Raw genomic sequence first — 16,223 nt, 5'->3', positions numbered from 1 at the left:
TTGCGCACACTTTAGAATCTCTCCTGACGGACACCCCAACCCCGATGGACTGTAGGAGACTAAAAAAAGCTCGATGCAGTAGCTAATCGCGTTAGCCATGCCTTACCGAGTCGGCGAAATTCAAGGAGGGAAGTATGAGAGCAGTGCTGATGGCAGGGGGGTCAGGAACCCGGCTGAGACCATTGACCTGTGACCTGCCCAAGCCAATGGTTCCGGTGCTGAACCGTCCGATCGCCCAACATATTGTGAATCTGCTGCGCCGTCATCGCATTACCGAGATTATTGCGACGCTGCACTATTTGCCTGATGTCATGCGCGACTATTTTCAGGACGGCAGTGAGTTTGGGGTACAGATGACCTACGCAGTCGAGGAAGATCAGCCCCTGGGCACGGCAGGCTGCGTTAAAAACGTCGCAGAGCTTTTAGACGAAACATTCCTGGTGATCAGCGGCGACTGTATTACCGACTTTGACCTGACGGCAGCGATTCAGTTCCACAAAGAACGGCGATCGAAAGCAACGCTAATTCTCACTAGTGTGCCGAACCCGAGCGAATTTGGCGTGGTGATCACCGACGGACAGCACCGGATTCAGCGATTCCTGGAGAAACCTTCTAGCAGCGAAATTTTTTCAGACACGGTGAATACCGGAACCTACATTCTGGAGCCGGAAGTTTTAGACTACCTGCCGCCCAACCAGGAAACCGATTTTTCTAAAGACCTGTTCCCGCTGCTGCTGGAGAAAGGCGAGCCGATGTATGGCTTTGTGGCAGAAGGATACTGGTGCGATGTCGGACATCTGGACGCTTACCGTCAGGCGCAATATGCCGCGCTCAACCAAGAGGTGAAGCTGGAATTAGACTACCCGGAACGATCGCCCGGAATCTGGGTCGGACAAAACACCCATATCGATCCCTCGGCACGGCTGGAGTCGCCCGTTTTAATCGGACATCACTGCCGCATCGGGGCACGGGTGCAGATCTCTGCCGGAACCGTGATTGGCGATAACTCGATCATTGGTAACGATGCCAACCTGAAGCGTCCGATCATCTGGAATGGCGTGATTGTGGGCGAAGAGGCGCAGCTCCGGGCTTGTGTCGCGGCACGGGGAACCCGGATCGATCGGCGGGCAAACGTTTTAGAGGGTGCAGTGGTTGGCTCACTTTCCACGGTGGGCGAAGAATCGCTCGTGAGTCCAAATGTTCGTATCTGGCCCAGCAAACGAATCGAACCGGGCGCAACCCTGAACATGAATCTGATTTGGGGACACGCAGCCCACCGCAACTTATTCGGACAGCGGGGCGTTTCTGGTCAGGCAAATGTCGATATCACCCCAGAGTTTGCGGTGCGATTAGGAGCTGCCTTTGGTTCCACGCTGAAGCCCGGTTCGCAGGTGATTGTCTCTCGCGATCAGCGTCCGATTTCGCGCATGGTGTCGCGATCGCTCATTGCAGGATTAATGTCAGTCGGGGTGAATGTGCAAAATTTGGAAGCCACGGCAATTCCGGTTGCGCGAACGGTGACTCCCACGCTGGCGGTTGCCGGAGGCATTCATGTCCGGATGCATCCTGAGCGATCGGATCATATTTTGATCGAGTTTTTTGACAATAAGGGCATTAACCTCTCCAAAGCGCGAGAAAAGAAGATCGAAGGCGCATACTTCAAAGAAGACTTTCGGCGGGCGCAGATTCAGGAAATTGGCAACGTTGCCACTGTGACGCAAACCACCGAAATTTATAGTGCTTGCTTCGAGCGAATGCTGAATGCCGAGGCGATGCGAAATGGCAATTACAAAATCGTGATCGACTATGTGTATGCCGTGACCGGAGCCGTGCTGCCGCAAATTCTGGGTAAGTTTGGCTGCGATGCGGTGGTGCTGAATGCCAGCCTTAGCCATACGGTTCCATCGACTGCCGATCGCGAAGCGTTGCTCAGCCAGCTCGGTCATGTGGTAGAAGCCTTGAAAGGGAATCTAGGCGTTCAGGTTTCTGCTAACGGCGAACAGCTCATTCTAGTCGATGAATCTGGCAACACGATTCACGGCGAAATGCTAACTGCCCTGATGGTTCACCTGATGCTGATGGATCACCCACGCAGCGTTGTTGTGGTTCCGGTGAGTGCCTCCAGCGTAGTCGAGCAAATTGCCCGCCGTCATGATGGCAAAGTGATTCGCACCAAAGCTAACCCAACTGCGCTGATGGAAGCCTGCCACACGAATCCGAACGTGGTACTGGGCGGCAGCGGCGACACCGGGTTTATTTTCCCGCAAATGCACCCCGGCTTTGATGCCATGTTTTGCATTGCCAAGCTGCTCGAACTGCTCTCGCTTCAGCAGCAAGACGCCTACCGCACCCCCCGCACTCTGGGACAAATTCGGGCAGAGCTGCCGCGCGTTTGTCACCGATCGCTCACCGTACGCTGTCCCTGGGCAGCTAAAGGAGCCTTGATGCGGCATCTGGTTGAAACCCGCTCCTCCAGCCCGCTCGATTTGACCGACGGCGTGAAAATTTTTAGCCCCGATCGCGATAGCTGGGTGCTGCTGCTGCCCGATGCCGGAGAACCCGTGGTGCATCTTTATGCCGATAGCTTCGATCGCAACTGGGTCGATGAAACCTTGCGGGAATATCGTGCCTACGTGCAGGAGTTTGTTGATCAGGCGCATAGTCACGACGATCGCCCGGTTGACCTGATGGATTTATCCGAATAGGAAGCGAATCGAGGAGAGCAGAACCAGGAAACCAAGGGGCAATGCAGAGATGTCTGGCTTGGCACAGGCTCGGGGCGCAGGCTTGGATGAACAAACTTATCTAACCTTGATTTTTCTATACCAATCCCCATTCTCCTGGTTTAAAGTAAGATAGTAACCCAAAGTAATACATTTGTACAGTCAGGAGCCTGCTGACCTATGAATAGCTGCATTTTGATGGGAGAAGTGACCCAAGACCCGCAACTGCGCTACACCCCGGATAACCAAACACCGATCGCCGAAATGTGGGTGCAGTTCCCCGGGCTGCGTGACGACGACCCGCCCTCAAAGCTGAAAGTGGTCGGCTGGGGTAACCTGGCGCAGGAAATCCAGGAACGCTATCACCAGGGCGATCGCATCATCGTTGAAGGGCGACTCAACATGAATACAATCGATCGTCAGGAAGGCTTCAAAGAAAAGCGGGCAGAACTCACCGCGCAGCGCATTCATCACGTCAACGCAGATGCTACCCTAACCACCGTTGCCAGTGCCCCCAGTGCCCCTGCTGCATCAACCCCTAAAGCCACCCCTGCTGCGCCCACTCCCACCGTCAAGCCAGCGATCGGCAAATCGGCAAAAGCAGAATCGAGCAAACCCCCTGCATACGCTGCACCTGCTGCTGACCCGGTAGACTACGACGAAATTCCCTTTTAAATCCCACAACCTAAAATCAACCACCAAAACGTGTAAAGTTAGCAGCCAGGCTTGCACTCGCGAGTTACTGGCTCGTTTTGCATGGGGACGTAATTTTGAGGCATTGCCATACGCTACCGTCCCGTTGCCGCCCAACTGTTTATTCTGGCCTTATTCTGGATTCTGGCCGTTGAGCAGCGTTCGTTAGGGTTTAGGGCAAACAGTCGAGATAGGTTTCCATATCCCAATTGCTGGTGGTTGCCAGGAATCTTTCCCACTCGTCGCGCTTGTACCAGGCATAGAGCGGATACATTTCTCCAGGCATTGCAGCACGAATGACCTCATCGGCTTCCAGGCGATCGAGGGCTTCCCCCAGGGACATCGGCAGCTTTTTCACCTGCTTTCCGGCTTCCATTGCCTCATAGAGATTGCGCTGTTCTGGTTCGCCGGGGTCGAGGTTGCGCTTGATGCCGTCGTCGAACGCCTTCAGGAGCGCAGATGCCATCAGATAAGGATTGACCATCGAATCAACAGCGCGATACTCAAACCGACCGGGAGCTGAAACCCGCAGGCCACAGGTGCGATTCTGATAACCCCAGTCGGAGTAAACGGGTGCCCAAAGCCCGGTATCCCACAGCCGTCGATAGGAATTCACTGTCGAACAGCCGATCGCCGTGAGGGCGCCCAAATGTTCGATCACGCCGCCGATACAGTGCAGCCCGGTCGGCCCCGGTATTCGCTTCGAGCCTTCCGGAACGGGCATAAAGGTATTTTCGCCGCCTTTGCGGTAGGTGAAGTTTTCGGGCATTCCGGGCAGGTCTTCCATGCCGAACGGATTCAGCGTTTCTTCGCCATCGCGCCAGAGGGAAAGATTGTGATGACAGCCAGAAGCAGACACGCCCATAAACGGCTTCGACATAAAGCAGGCAATCAGATTGAACTCGCGGGCAACCTGGGCGCAGATCTGGCGATACGTGGTGAGGCGATCGCACGTCCGCAGCGCATCGTCGTAGGTGAAATTCAGTTCGAGCTGTCCGGGTGCGTCTTCGTGGTCGCCCTGGATCATATCCAGACCCATTGCCCGGCCGTATTCAATCACGCGCAAAAACACCGGACGCAGTTCTTCAAACTGATCGATGTGATAGCAGTTTGGCTTCGTCACGCCGCCCACCGGTTGACCGTCTGCGCCTTTTTTCAGCCACATCATTTCGGGTTCGCAGCCGTGTCGTAAATGCAGCCCGTGTTCGGTTTGAAATTGAGCGTGAATACGCTTCAGGTTGCCGCGACAGTCGGAGGTGAGGAATGCGCCCGGATCAACTTCTTCTTCCCGGTTGCGAAAACAAACGCAGTACACCCGCGCCACTCGCTTATCCCAAGGCAACTGACAAAAGGTTTCCGGGTCGGGAATGGCAACCAGTTCAGCCGCTTCAGGACCATAGCCAATGTAGTTGCGATAGCGATCGAGAAACAGATTTGCCGTAGAGCCGTAAACCAACTGAATGCCTTTTGCGGCGATCGATTCCCAGTGATCGGCGGGAACACCTTTACCCACAACGCGCCCCGTGACGGAAATAAACTGGTAGTAAATGTATTGAATGCCAAGCTGATCAATTTTGGCGCGAACCTGTTGAACCTGCTCATCTCGTCCATCCGCAGAAACGTATGCTTCCACGTCGGTTAATGTCTCAAGCTTTGTTAAAATGCCTGTCACCGATCGTCCTCCCCCCTATTGTTAGAGCGTAGTTAAAGCGTATTGGTTGAGAAGTGTTGCGAAGTTTTGCGAATCTAAAGTTGAACCGTTCCTCTGGTGTCTACTAAACTCAAATTGTTATAACAAGTTTGTATCTCACAATACGAGTTTTAGATTTCTTTCTCCCTGTTCCTGCGATCGTCATTGACCAAATCATCATTGATCAAATCGTTATTGACCAAACGGAAACGGTTTCCAGGGAATCCACTTTGTCCAGAGCTGTGCCATAGTGCCATCTGCCATTAGAGCCTCCAGCGTTTCATTGAGGGCATCCCGCAGCGCAATTTGTCCTTTTCTAACGCCAATCCCAAACGGAACCTGAGTCGGCAGCGTAAACGCAACGCGCAGAGAACGGTCTTCCTCCGCGGGGACAATTAGCACCAGTTCATCATCAATTACTGCGTCAATTTCACCCGATCGCAGTGCCGCTAGCATTTCGGGAAGCACTTTGTCGCTGCCGGGAAAGGGAACAGCGATCGCGTCAGAGAAAGTCTCAACCAGGGCAATATTGGTGCTGTCTGCCAAGCCGCCCACTTTTAATCCAGCCAGGTCTGCGATCGTATGAATTGCGCTGTTCGATCGCACTAAAACTGCTTCATCAAACAAACCATAAGGACGGGTAAAATCGACCCACTCCTGTCGCTCTTCGGTGATTGCCTGATTAAACCAGACCACGTCATATTTACCGCTCTGGGCACGGCTATAAAACTCATTCATGGGTAAATTATGCCACACAGGTTCCAAGGCCAGTCGAGCGCACACAAGCCTTACCAAATCTGGCTCATAGCCCGATCGCACTCCCTGGTTTACATTAGTCATAGGACGGGCATCAAAGTCGCTAGCGATAATATGCAAATAGCCTGCTTCAACAGTGGTTAAGGTTTGAGATGTCATGAATTGTTGAAGAATAGGAGAATTGAAACGTGAACTGAATAAATATCAAATCGCGATGAACTTAATCAAAATCAAGAATTTAGAAGATAGCGAAAAAAACTCAAGCAATCAGACGATGGATATGCTCGATGAAATTGATCGACAAAGATAAATAATACTTAAAAACAATACTTAAAAAGTGTCGTGGGACGTAGCCAGAAATACACTTTCTCGGACGAGTGAGCTTATTATAACAAGTAAGGATTTTCAGTAAAGATCGTGGTGAACTTTATTTTTGAGAGGTTGCTTGAAAAGTAGCCTATCTCCTACATTGCCCCCTCAATTCCCCAACTTTTGACTTGCCGCTCTAAAAGAGCAAGGGAAACTTTGAGTGTGAGCGTGATTGGCTTAGTGTCCCTCAAGATAGGGGGCTAGGGGGGTGGTTCGGAACAGGGCGGTCGTTTAAACAACCTCTCATCCAGTCGCGTTCAGCATTCGATCGCATCACCCAACCCTGTCTGATCGCCTTATTCGTTTCTCTTCACCCTCACGCCAGCAAAAACGATGACTTACCAACCCATTCAACTTACCGAGGCGCAGATCCAGCAGTTTCAGGAAGACGGATTTTTAATTCTGGAAAACTTTCTGCCGCCGGATTTTGCTCAGCAGTTAGTCGATCGCATAGAGCCACTGTTTCACGGTCAGTTTGAGACAGGCATTTATCCCGATGAGTGGCACTGGCGACCAGGGCTAAGTTTGCCGGATATCACGCGGGAAATCTGTAATGGCTGGAAGTGTGATTTGACGATCGCTAGTCTGGTACTGTCGGCGGAAATTGGGCGACTGTCAGCAACGCTGGCGGGCTGGGATGGAGCCAGAATTGGACAAGACAGTCTATGGATGAAGCCGCCGGGTGCAAAGGAAATTGCGCTACACCAGGACGGAGCATATATTGATTATCTAAATCCTCCTGCAATGGTGACCTGCTGGATCGCGCTCAACGATGCCACTCCCGCAGATGGAACCCTGGTCTATGCCAGAGGCTCCCACAAATGGGATCTGGTGAACGTGGAAGGCGAATTCCATGCCCCCACAAAGGACTATCGCTGGGCAATGTTGCAGGCAGCAGAAAATGCAGGCGTGACAGAACCAGAACTGGTTTTCGTGGAAGTTCCTGCAGGTGGCTGCGCCTTTCATACCGGACGCACCTGGCACGGCTTATGTAAAACGACCCGCACCGAAGGCGTGTTTCACAGCATTGGACTGCATACGCTTCCCTCTAACGCGCAGTTCCATCCCACAAACAAAGCAGGCTACATCTATGGACGCTATAAGCGGGTCAACGACACCACCATGGACGAAAGTTTTTTCCCAATTCTGTGGACAAAAGACGGCGATCGATCGCCCTTCCTAACCGATTACTGCAAGGATGGTTTGCTATCACGAGTGGGGTCGATCGCTTAATTGATAAGGTGAGGTCTTGTCCAGCGATCGTGCATTACCCAGTTTCAGACGAACCGCCGAAAGGGGAACAGATAATTGATGTTGTCACACAGATTGCTTGTGTGAAATGATTCATCTCGCTAAAAACCAGTGCGTCCCCTACGAAAGTTCTGCACTGGCTCAGGCTCCACTGTTGATTCAGGAGGCAGTTGATTTAGGAGGCAATAATTTAGGAGACCATTGATTCCGACTGATGGGAACCACTTACGAAAGCGGTGGGCTGTGGTACGTCTGCTATCCCCAATACAGCGGGTGGAAGTCGCATGTTTTTATCACTACTCCAATGCTGAGGATAGGCCAAACTTCTACAGCGTCTCGATCCGGAATTCAAGTTTTAAATCGGGTTCAATGCTTCTCCGGGCAACTCCTATTTCTGAACAAGGAGACTGCTTTGCATCACTATACTTCTTCCCGGTCTTGCCGCCGCACACCGTAATCTTCAGAGGATTCGGGGTCAAGCTCCCAGCGGCGATCGTCACGCTGCTCCAGAATGTCTTCGGTTCGCAGAAAGGCACGATCGTCCATTTCCAGCCCCACCGCTGCGCCAATTTCGTCCACGATATCCATATCGGGCGTGTTCACTGTGCCGCCCACCGATTCATCGCCAACCGTGCTGGCTTGATAAGGATCAGAGTCAATATCGCCGCCTACAACCTGCTCATAGTCCTCAGGAGTTCCGTTACGGCGATCGTTCATGGTGCGTCCGCCAATGTTCAGTCCTGGCAGCTCTTGAACGCCCGTCCCATACGACTCTGTAAGCCCCTGAGGAACATCATCATCGTAAATAATTTCTTCGGTTGCCTCGTCTTCCAAATCAGGAGGCATATTGCCTGTAAACTCGCCCGGATCGCGAGCGTCTGAGTGCATCTCTTCGCGCATAGGTCACTCCCGCATTCTTGCTGATGCTGCAAGATTAGCCGAAGCTTTTACCGCAACGAATCTTTAATTAGGCAGAAAGGCGATCGGCGGGAAGAGAGATTAGTCACTGAGAACAATCATAGCCAGCCGCAATCGCCCCAACTCCCTTAAATCGATTCCGGCTCTTGCCCCGAAACCACAGGCGCAACTTTTCTCAGCTTCAGCTCCGGGTGGTCGCCTTCGACTTGCTGACAGTTCCACTCGTTGCGGAACAGCAAGACAGGACGACCCCAGCTATCTTTTGCAGCTGCCGTATTGAATAGGCGACCAACCTTATTCAGTGCCTCCCAACCGCCCTCAACCCATCGCGCCACGCTAAAGCCCAACGGTTCCAGAAGGGTTTCAACGCCATACTCGTTTTGCAGACGAAACTGCACCACTTCAAACTGAAGCTGTCCCACTGCCGCCAAAATCGGATCGCGCTTTGCCTCGTCTACTGAGTACATAATCTGCACCGCGCCTTCTTCCCGCAGTTCGCTCACCCCTTTGCGGAATTGCTTAAACTTCGACGGGTTCGGGTTCTTGAGATAAGCAAACAGCTCCGGCGAGAACATTGGGATGCCGTCAAACTCTAGTCGCTGACCGCTGTAGATTGTATCGCCGATCGCGAACACGCCCGGATTGTTCAGACCAATCACATCGCCCGGATACGCTTCCATCAGCGACTCTCGATCCTGCCCAAACAGCTTTTGCGGGTGAGACAACCGCACCGTTTTGCCCGATCGCGCATGGCTCACGACCATATCTTTCTCAAACTTGCCAGAGCAGACACGAATAAAGGCAATGCGATCGCGGTGGCGCGGGTCCATATTCGCCTGAAGCTTGAATACAAACCCGGTAAATTCTGGCTCGGTCGGCTGCACTTCGCCCAATGTACTGCGGCGCGAACCGGGCCTCAAGGCATAGTCCAAGAAGGAGTTGAGAAACAGCTCTACCCCAAAGTTGGTCATCGCGCTGCCGAAAAATACCGGAGTGAGTTCGCCTGCGTGAATCTCCTCCAGGTCAAACTCTGTGCCCGCCATTTCTAGCAGTTCCAGGTCTTCCTTCAGCTTGTAGTACAAATCAGTTTCCAACAGATCCTCAATACGCGGATCACCCAGATCTACAACCGTATCTATTGCCTCACGGCTGCCGTGCGCCGATCGCTCAAACAGGTGAATCTTGCGCTCCCGTCGATCGAACACGCCTTTGAAGCGATCGCCCATGCCGATGGGCCAGTTCACTGCATAGGTTTTCAGCCCAAGCTCTTTCTCAATTTCGTCCATCAGCTCAAACGGATCCCGTCCGGGGCGATCGAGCTTGTTGAAGAAGGTGAAAATTGGAATGCCGCGCATTCGGCAAACTTCAAACAGCTTACGGGTTTGGGGTTCTAGACCTTTCGCCGCATCCTCCAGCATCACCGCATTGTCCGCCGCCGCCAGTGTTCGATAGGTGTCTTCACTAAAGTCCTGGTGTCCCGGCGTGTCCAGCAGATTGATCCAGTAGTCGTCGTACTGAAATTGCAGCACGGTCGAGGTAATCGAAATCCCCCGCTGTTGCTCCATTGCCATCCAGTCCGAAGTCGCATGACGCTGCGCCCGCCGAGCTTTCACCGCTCCCGCTTCGTGAATCGCACCCCCGTAGAGGAGCAGCTTTTCGGTGAGGGTTGTTTTTCCGGCGTCCGGGTGGGAAATAATCGCAAAGTTACGGCGTTTCTCAACGGCAGCAGCAATCTCAGTCTGGATCTCGGTCTGGAGTTCAGTGGACATTCTCAAGCTCTGTAAACCCAACTTTCATTATAAAGAATGTTGTCGGGTGGAAATCAGAATCGTGAAAGAGGCGATCGAGCTGATCAACGTTAACCATGATTTCATTCGCATTGCTTTGAGGAATGGCATGATTGGTCATCGGTTGCCACTTCAGGTGCATCGTAACGTTGTGTGAGGTTTGCCTAACGTTCCTGGTCAGCGGTTGCCGAGATCTTCGCGACACCACAAGCGGATTGGGTCAATCCATTACACCAGGGTTGTTATGCTGCTCACTAGGACATTTATCTGAATGAATTTCAATCATGCTTCGCCACCAGTTCAGCAAGGAATTTCTTACTATGTACTCAGTACTCAAATGTGTGGAGATGTATGGGAACATCCTCTGTCTTCCAAGATGCTCCAAGTGATGACTCAGCTAACCCAACATCTGGGCGTTCTGTCAACATCTGATTCTGATAATCGCGTGTTGGGGGCCTACACATAGGTTTAGGGAATGGAGTACCTCCATGCAATGCTTTGGAGCGGTAACTATAGATCTTATTGAATACCTTTTCCAAGGATGATTGACTCCAATCCACCTGCCACCGGACTGGTCTATTAGGAAGTGGCTCTTGAGGTCTAAACCTGGCAAGAAATTGTCTGAATTTATTAGTTGCTCCTAAAAGCCCTTTTAGATGTTGACTAACAATTTCGATAGCTTTTGATCCATCACACTCTAAATCATTCAGATCCCGGAATAGCTCTGGCTTGAGATGCTCTAGCTGTTTTTTAATATCAGGGTTTTCTTCAGCGTACCAATGGCCAGCAGCTACCTCAATCGCAGACACCAATAAGAGCCAGGAAATTTCAGGGTCGCTCTCTGCTAACCACACTGCATCTTGATAAAGCCTAGCAGAGCGAATCAGAATAGAAGCTTGTTGAGGTTGCAGAAGAATATACAAGTTCATCTGCTCTTGCATTGCCTCTAACTTATGCTCGGCTGGATGAAATGGCAGAATATACCTCCTATCATGAGGAGGGAAAAATATTGGGGTTTCATCTGGTCGTGGAATGCGAGGTTGACCATATTCGTTCCCGTGTGAAAACTCTCGAACTACGCCACCAGCCTTTAACCGCACACCCATGCAGAGAGAATATAGGGCTGCTATTTCATCACGCAGGGTTCCTCCATGATATCTTGATGTATCTGTGTTGCGAGGATGGATAGTTGGATCTTGATTAGGATCTAGATAATGTTCACATCGAAGAATGAGCCGACCATGCATTGATTGGCGAGGTTCTATTGGTGGAAAAGGTTCAGCATTCATTACTAAGTATGGACCATGCTCAACCTCTGTACTTCTAAAGCAAGCATCACTAAATAATTCAATCTCTACAGCAGAGTTAGGTAAACCTTTCTCTAATTGAGCTTGCCAGTTCCAATGAGAGTAGGGACCAAAATCTTCAAACCGTTTCTTCTTAGGAGAATTCATATAGTGGGCTTGAGATCAAAGTTTGGTGCTTAGGCTAACTTAGATATCCCTTATTTAGCCTCGCAATAGTGTTTTATAAAGAAATCACAATGCTTTTTTTAAGAATAGGGACAGATAAAACTCAAGCATCGCCTCACTCTGAAGTCTGCGACATAACGCTGCCCATTACCCGCCGCAGATACCCTTTAATACTCACAGATAACCTCTCAACGGTCGGTGTTACATCTTGCGTATTTACAGAGGACGTTGCCAAGGTTCACTGTGCTGCTGATATCCAGCTCGTTCAAAGGTAGAAATCATTGGGATATTGTTTACGTCTGCATCACAGAACACCCTCCAGATTCCTACATCTTGCAATACCCTCGTTCCTTTTAACAGCAAATCGGTTGCAAAGCCCAGCCCACGATATTCTGGCAAAACCCCGATGTAATAAATAGTTGCTTCTTCCAAACCATTTTTAGCACCATTTTGATAGATCACAGGGAAAACAAACCCAATGACTCTATCATCGCTACTAAGCCCTATCTGCCACCATTCATCTCGATACGAGAATCCATCTTTCGACTCGGCTAGAAACTGCTCGGCAACTTCGCGAGAACCGCGTTCCATAACTTGTTTTCGATCGCTGGCATCGATTGATGATTCCATAACCTCAGCAACTACTGAAAGCAATACCTCATAGTCCAGTGTTTTAGCAGCTTTGAACTTTAATCGAGAAGGAACCTCAATCAGCGGCTTAGGCTCTTCCCAAACAAAAGGTACTTTCAGATAAGTCTGCTGGCTCATAGTGACTCATAGAATTAACCAAAATTCCGGTGTTTTTAAGGGTGCAGCTTAGCATAACTTCGCACATCAGCAGATAACTTCTCAACTACATCCTAATCAATAGCTTGAATAGCCTAACGACCCGGTTCAACGGCAGCAAGTATCTTTAAACTTGGCATAGGGACAAACAGATGTCCGCTGCAACCGACTGGTTATGCTGCTGCATCAACACAACTCTAACTCTTTCACCTACAGGTTTAAATAGTACTACCATTCTTTAATGAAAGGCAGAATCTAGTAACAACAGCAAACGCGGACAGGTATGGAAAAAGTAAACTGGCTAATTGAAAGATATGTCTCTGATGCTGATGAGCAATTTTTAGAGGAGTTAAAAAGGCAGAACTATTTCTACAAAGAGGTTAGATATCTTGACTTTCGACCTGAAGAAGCAAACAAATACTTTTCAGATCACGAATGTGTGTTATTTAGAGGAACCCTAAATCTAGGTCGAGATGTCCTACGAACTTCTTGGATTCCTGGAGCATATATGGATGAGAAGAATCTCCGTTGTACGACCTACTATGCTTATTTCGGTCAGTATTTGCTAAACAACAAGTATTTCATTCTTCCATTAGGTGAGCTAATCAGAAGAAGAGAAGAAATTCTTGAATATTTCCAGTCCAACGGTGAGCTTTTTATTAGACCTGACAGCAATATGAAGTCGTTCCGTGCTGGTGTGTTTAACATTCAAGTTCTAAATACCATTAAAACTTTAGGAAGTGAGTTAAGACGAGATGAAACAACTTTAGTACTCGTGAGTGGAAAGCGATCGATTACTAAGGAGTGGCGATTTTTTGTTTACAAAGACGAGATCATCACTGGTTCTCTTTACCTGATTGGAGAGGAAAGAATTGACGAGAGAATTAAAGGTGGCTATTTAGTAAATTACCTTGCTGAAGTGTTAAAGCAGGTTAATTGGTATCCAGAATTGCTCTACACAGTAGATATTTGTGAGTCGGAAGGGGAGTTATTTATCCTAGAACTTGGTTCTTTTAGCTGTGCTGGAGAGTATGGGTGTGATTTGAGCTTGATTATAGAGGCTGGTGTGAAGGCAGCTTGGGAAGACTATGAAGCGGTAAACGGTTAATTGTGACTATTTGCTATGCACCTCAAAATAACTTATTGCTAAAGCTTAACAGTAATCGTGAAAACGTTTTCCCTACTGAGGTTTGGCAACATAACAAGTTATTAGACTGAATGTTTCTGCCTAAGATCCCTGGGCAGCGATATAGGCTGAAATATCTCCGCATAGGATCTCACTTTAGCTGCTTAGACGGAAATGATTCTGTATAAGAGCCTAATTCAAGGGTTTAGGTAGGAATATTCTGTACAATCCTCCTTCCCTGCCTCAAAACCAGTTGCTTCGCAGTTCCCCGAAGGAGTAATCGCCCTAAACAGGTTTTTAGCAATCATGTTCAGGCTGTGTTGATTGTAGATCGATGGGCAAGATCTACACCGATCGTCCCTGCTCCTTTTGCACAAGGCAAATTGATGAGCATATTAGAACGATAGGCTCAAATCCCTCTTGCAGGGAGTTCAGGAGGATCGAACAGTTTTCAGGTTGGCAACTGCCAGATTCTCACCGTTTTATCTGAACTGCCGCTCACCAGCAGCTTACCGTCTTGACTAATCGCCAGGGAGTTTACAGCATCGGCGTGATCTGCCCAGGTCATTAGCACTCGACCGCTTGCTAAATCCCAGATGCGAATGGTTGTATCGCTGCTGCCGCTGACCAGCAATCGATCGTTTGGCGTAATCACGATCGCATTCACATCACGAGTGTGTTCAGCCAGCGATCGCAGCATTTCCCCGGTCTGGTAGTTCCAGACGCGAATCGTTTTGTCTTTGCTGCCTGTAACCAACGTTTTGCCATCTGCACAAAAGGCGATCGAATTAATCGAGTTGAGGTGTCCCGATAAAACCTGGAGGGGGCTGCCCGTGGTCAGATTCCAGAGCCGCACTTTGTTGTCCAGTGCACCACTTGCCAACAGTTTGCCATCGGGACTGATTGCCAGCGTTCGAATCATGCCTGTTTCACCGCCCAGAGTTCGCATTAATGCGCCCGTAGTCAGACTCCAGATGCGGATCGTGCGGTCTTCGCCGCCGCTGACAAACAGTTTGCTGTCGGGGCTAACACTGACGGCATTGACATCGCGACTGTGACCCGTCAGGGTTCCCAGCAGCGTACCCGTACTGACATTCCAGATTTTAAGCGTGTAGTCATCGCTGCCGCTAATCAGGGCTTTGCCATCAGGACTGAGGGCGATCGTATTGACGCCCCGGCTATGCCCTTTCAGGATAGACATTTCTTGACCCGTCACGGCATCCCAGATCCGCACTGTATCATCCAGACTGCTGCTTGCCACTTTTTGAACATTGGAGCCAATAGCAACGCACGTTACCCAGGAAGCGTGTCCGGTGAGAATGTGCATTGCGCGGGACGATCGATTGCTGCCCCGACTCGAAATCACGTTAGGCTGACCCGAATTGGGTGTCGCAGGCAAACTCTCCCAGGGCGGCTGCACCTGAGGTGGCTTTGGAGTGGGCGGAGTAGAGGCAAACGGTTTAGACAGAGGGGGTCTAGACGAAGGCGGTTTACTGGCTATAGCAGGCGGTACGGTGGCTCGTTTGGGAGCACTGATCGGCTGTCCCCCCAAGCCAACAGGCTGAATGGGCGGCTTTGCAGTTCTCGCCAAAGGCAATTGCGCCACCGTGGGGAAAAAGGAGTCGGCATTTAGGTCACGCATGACCTCATCGGCAGACTGATAGCGTTCGTTGACCAGATCCTTCAACATATAGTCCAGGATGTGGGCAAGTTGATCGCTCACCAGCGTTTTCTTGTCATTACGCAAATATTCTCGCCAAATCCAGCAGCCGTTGAGCGGGTCATAAAGGTTGTCGGGTCGAGTTTCCGTCATCAAATGCAGGCAGGTTGCCCCCAAACTATAGAGATCGCTGGCAGGATATGCCTTGCCGCCGCGAAACTGCTCCATTGGCGCATATCCTTCTGTGCCAATTCGGGTTCCCTGCTCTCCGGCAGACTCTTCGTTAATTTGCTTGGCAACGCCAAAATCGATCAGAATTAGGCGATCGTCTGACTGACGGCGCAAAATATTGGCAGGCGTAATATCTCGGTGAATCACCTGATGGCGATGAATAAAGCGCAGCACGGGCAACACATCCGAGAGCACATCCCGAATCTGTCGTTCGCTAAACGCCCCATTTTGCCGCATTTCTTGCAGCAGGCTTTGTCCCTCGACGAATTGCTGCACCAGATACAGGTAGCGTTCCTGCTCAAAATACGCTAGCAGCGTTGGAATCTGGGAATGCTCACCCAGTTCGTCCAACCGTACCGCTTCCTGGTTAAAAAGCTGAACCGCCTTATCCAAAGACTTCGTTCCCTGAATTTGCGGCGAAAACTGCTTGATCACACATTTGCTGTTCAGTCGATCTTCGTCAACTGCCAAATACGTCTTGCCAAATCCACCTTGTCCGAGTGGCTGCACTGCCCGATACCGACCTCGCAGGCGGATCAGAGCATCGCCGCAGCCTTGACAGATTGTTTCACTTGCGGAGTTGAGCGGTTTCTTGCAGTGAGGATTGAGACAGCAAATCATAGCGGGTAGTGCACTCAGGCGAAGGGTTGTTTCCTAATCTTTCCTCCTAACCTCAAGATGCCCAAACCAGGCAGTGTAACGGGCAGAAGGTAACGTAAATCGGGCAGCGACAAGATCATGAATTGCCCCAGTCATTCTCC

12 protein-coding genes are annotated in these 16,223 nt (G+C 50.4%); 5 read left to right on the top strand and 7 right to left on the bottom strand.

The genetic code is table 11. The annotated features are described in order from the left end of the window. Window positions 1–134: 134 nt before the first annotated feature. Together NDA02_RS09925 and NDA02_RS09920 are read left to right on the top strand one after the other, a co-directional pair. On the top strand, window positions 135–2,705 hold the full coding sequence (locus NDA02_RS09925; protein WP_190793221.1) for a mannose-1-phosphate guanyltransferase: 2,571 nt from the start codon (window positions 135–137) through the stop codon (window positions 2,703–2,705). 198 nt (window positions 2,706–2,903) lie between these two features. Next, the gene (locus tag NDA02_RS09920) at window positions 2,904–3,398 is read left to right on the top strand and encodes a single-stranded DNA-binding protein (RefSeq protein ID WP_190793222.1); all 495 of its coding nucleotides are present in this window, start codon (window positions 2,904–2,906) and stop codon (window positions 3,396–3,398) included. A gap of 190 nt (window positions 3,399–3,588) precedes the next feature. Here NDA02_RS09920 and NDA02_RS09915 read toward each other — a convergent pair whose 3' ends face one another. Beyond that, on the bottom strand, window positions 3,589–5,088 hold the full coding sequence (locus NDA02_RS09915; RefSeq protein WP_190793223.1) for a glutamine synthetase: 1,500 nt from the start codon (window positions 5,086–5,088) through the stop codon (window positions 3,589–3,591). Between the two features lie 210 nt (window positions 5,089–5,298). Further along, a complete protein-coding gene (locus NDA02_RS09910) occupies window positions 5,299–6,021 on the bottom strand; it encodes an ABC transporter substrate-binding protein (protein WP_190793224.1) in 723 nt (240 codons plus the stop codon). A gap of 543 nt (window positions 6,022–6,564) precedes the next feature. Between NDA02_RS09910 and NDA02_RS09905 the strand changes: the two genes are divergently transcribed. Further along, entirely contained in the window at window positions 6,565–7,464 is a 900-nt protein-coding gene (locus NDA02_RS09905) for a phytanoyl-CoA dioxygenase family protein (RefSeq protein WP_190793225.1), read from the top strand. Window positions 7,465–7,902: 438 nt separating this feature from the next. On the opposite strand, the gene NDA02_RS09900 is transcribed toward NDA02_RS09905, so the two are convergent. Both NDA02_RS09900 and prfC read right to left on the bottom strand, forming a co-directional pair. Then, window positions 7,903–8,328, bottom strand: a complete 426-nt coding sequence (locus NDA02_RS09900; RefSeq protein WP_190793232.1) for a DUF6335 family protein — start codon at window positions 8,326–8,328, stop codon at window positions 7,903–7,905. Between the two features lie 200 nt (window positions 8,329–8,528). Further along, window positions 8,529–10,169 (bottom strand): peptide chain release factor 3, encoded by a 1,641-nt coding sequence (gene prfC / locus NDA02_RS09895; RefSeq protein ID WP_190793226.1) that lies wholly within the window; start codon window positions 10,167–10,169, stop codon window positions 8,529–8,531. Between the two features lie 46 nt (window positions 10,170–10,215). Here prfC and NDA02_RS09890 point away from each other — a divergent pair, with 46 nt between their 5' ends. Next, on the top strand, window positions 10,216–10,344 hold the full coding sequence (locus tag NDA02_RS09890; RefSeq protein ID WP_277879226.1) for a hypothetical protein: 129 nt from the start codon (window positions 10,216–10,218) through the stop codon (window positions 10,342–10,344). Window positions 10,345–10,513: 169 nt separating this feature from the next. On the opposite strand, the gene NDA02_RS09885 is transcribed toward NDA02_RS09890, so the two are convergent. Beyond that, the gene (locus NDA02_RS09885; protein WP_190793227.1) at window positions 10,514–11,641 is read right to left on the bottom strand and encodes a hypothetical protein; all 1,128 of its coding nucleotides are present in this window, start codon (window positions 11,639–11,641) and stop codon (window positions 10,514–10,516) included. Window positions 11,642–11,875: 234 nt separating this feature from the next. After that, the gene (locus NDA02_RS09880) at window positions 11,876–12,427 is read right to left on the bottom strand and encodes a GNAT family N-acetyltransferase (RefSeq protein ID WP_190793228.1); all 552 of its coding nucleotides are present in this window, start codon (window positions 12,425–12,427) and stop codon (window positions 11,876–11,878) included. A gap of 301 nt (window positions 12,428–12,728) precedes the next feature. Here NDA02_RS09880 and NDA02_RS09875 point away from each other — a divergent pair, with 301 nt between their 5' ends. Further along, window positions 12,729–13,553 carry an ATP-grasp domain-containing protein gene (locus NDA02_RS09875; protein ID WP_190793229.1) on the top strand — a complete coding sequence of 275 codons (825 nt, stop codon included), beginning with the start codon at window positions 12,729–12,731 and terminating at the stop codon, window positions 13,551–13,553. A 469-nt stretch (window positions 13,554–14,022) separates the two neighbouring features. Here NDA02_RS09875 and NDA02_RS09870 read toward each other — a convergent pair whose 3' ends face one another. Continuing rightward, a complete protein-coding gene (locus NDA02_RS09870; protein WP_348254872.1) occupies window positions 14,023–16,083 on the bottom strand; it encodes a protein kinase in 2,061 nt (686 codons plus the stop codon). Window positions 16,084–16,223: the final 140 nt, after the last annotated feature.

This window comes from Leptolyngbya sp. ST-U4 (assembly GCF_039962215.1).
Classification (GTDB): Bacteria; Cyanobacteriota; Cyanobacteriia; order Elainellales; family Elainellaceae; genus Leptolyngbya_A.
This window is presented reverse-complemented; position numbering and strand designations above follow the sequence as displayed.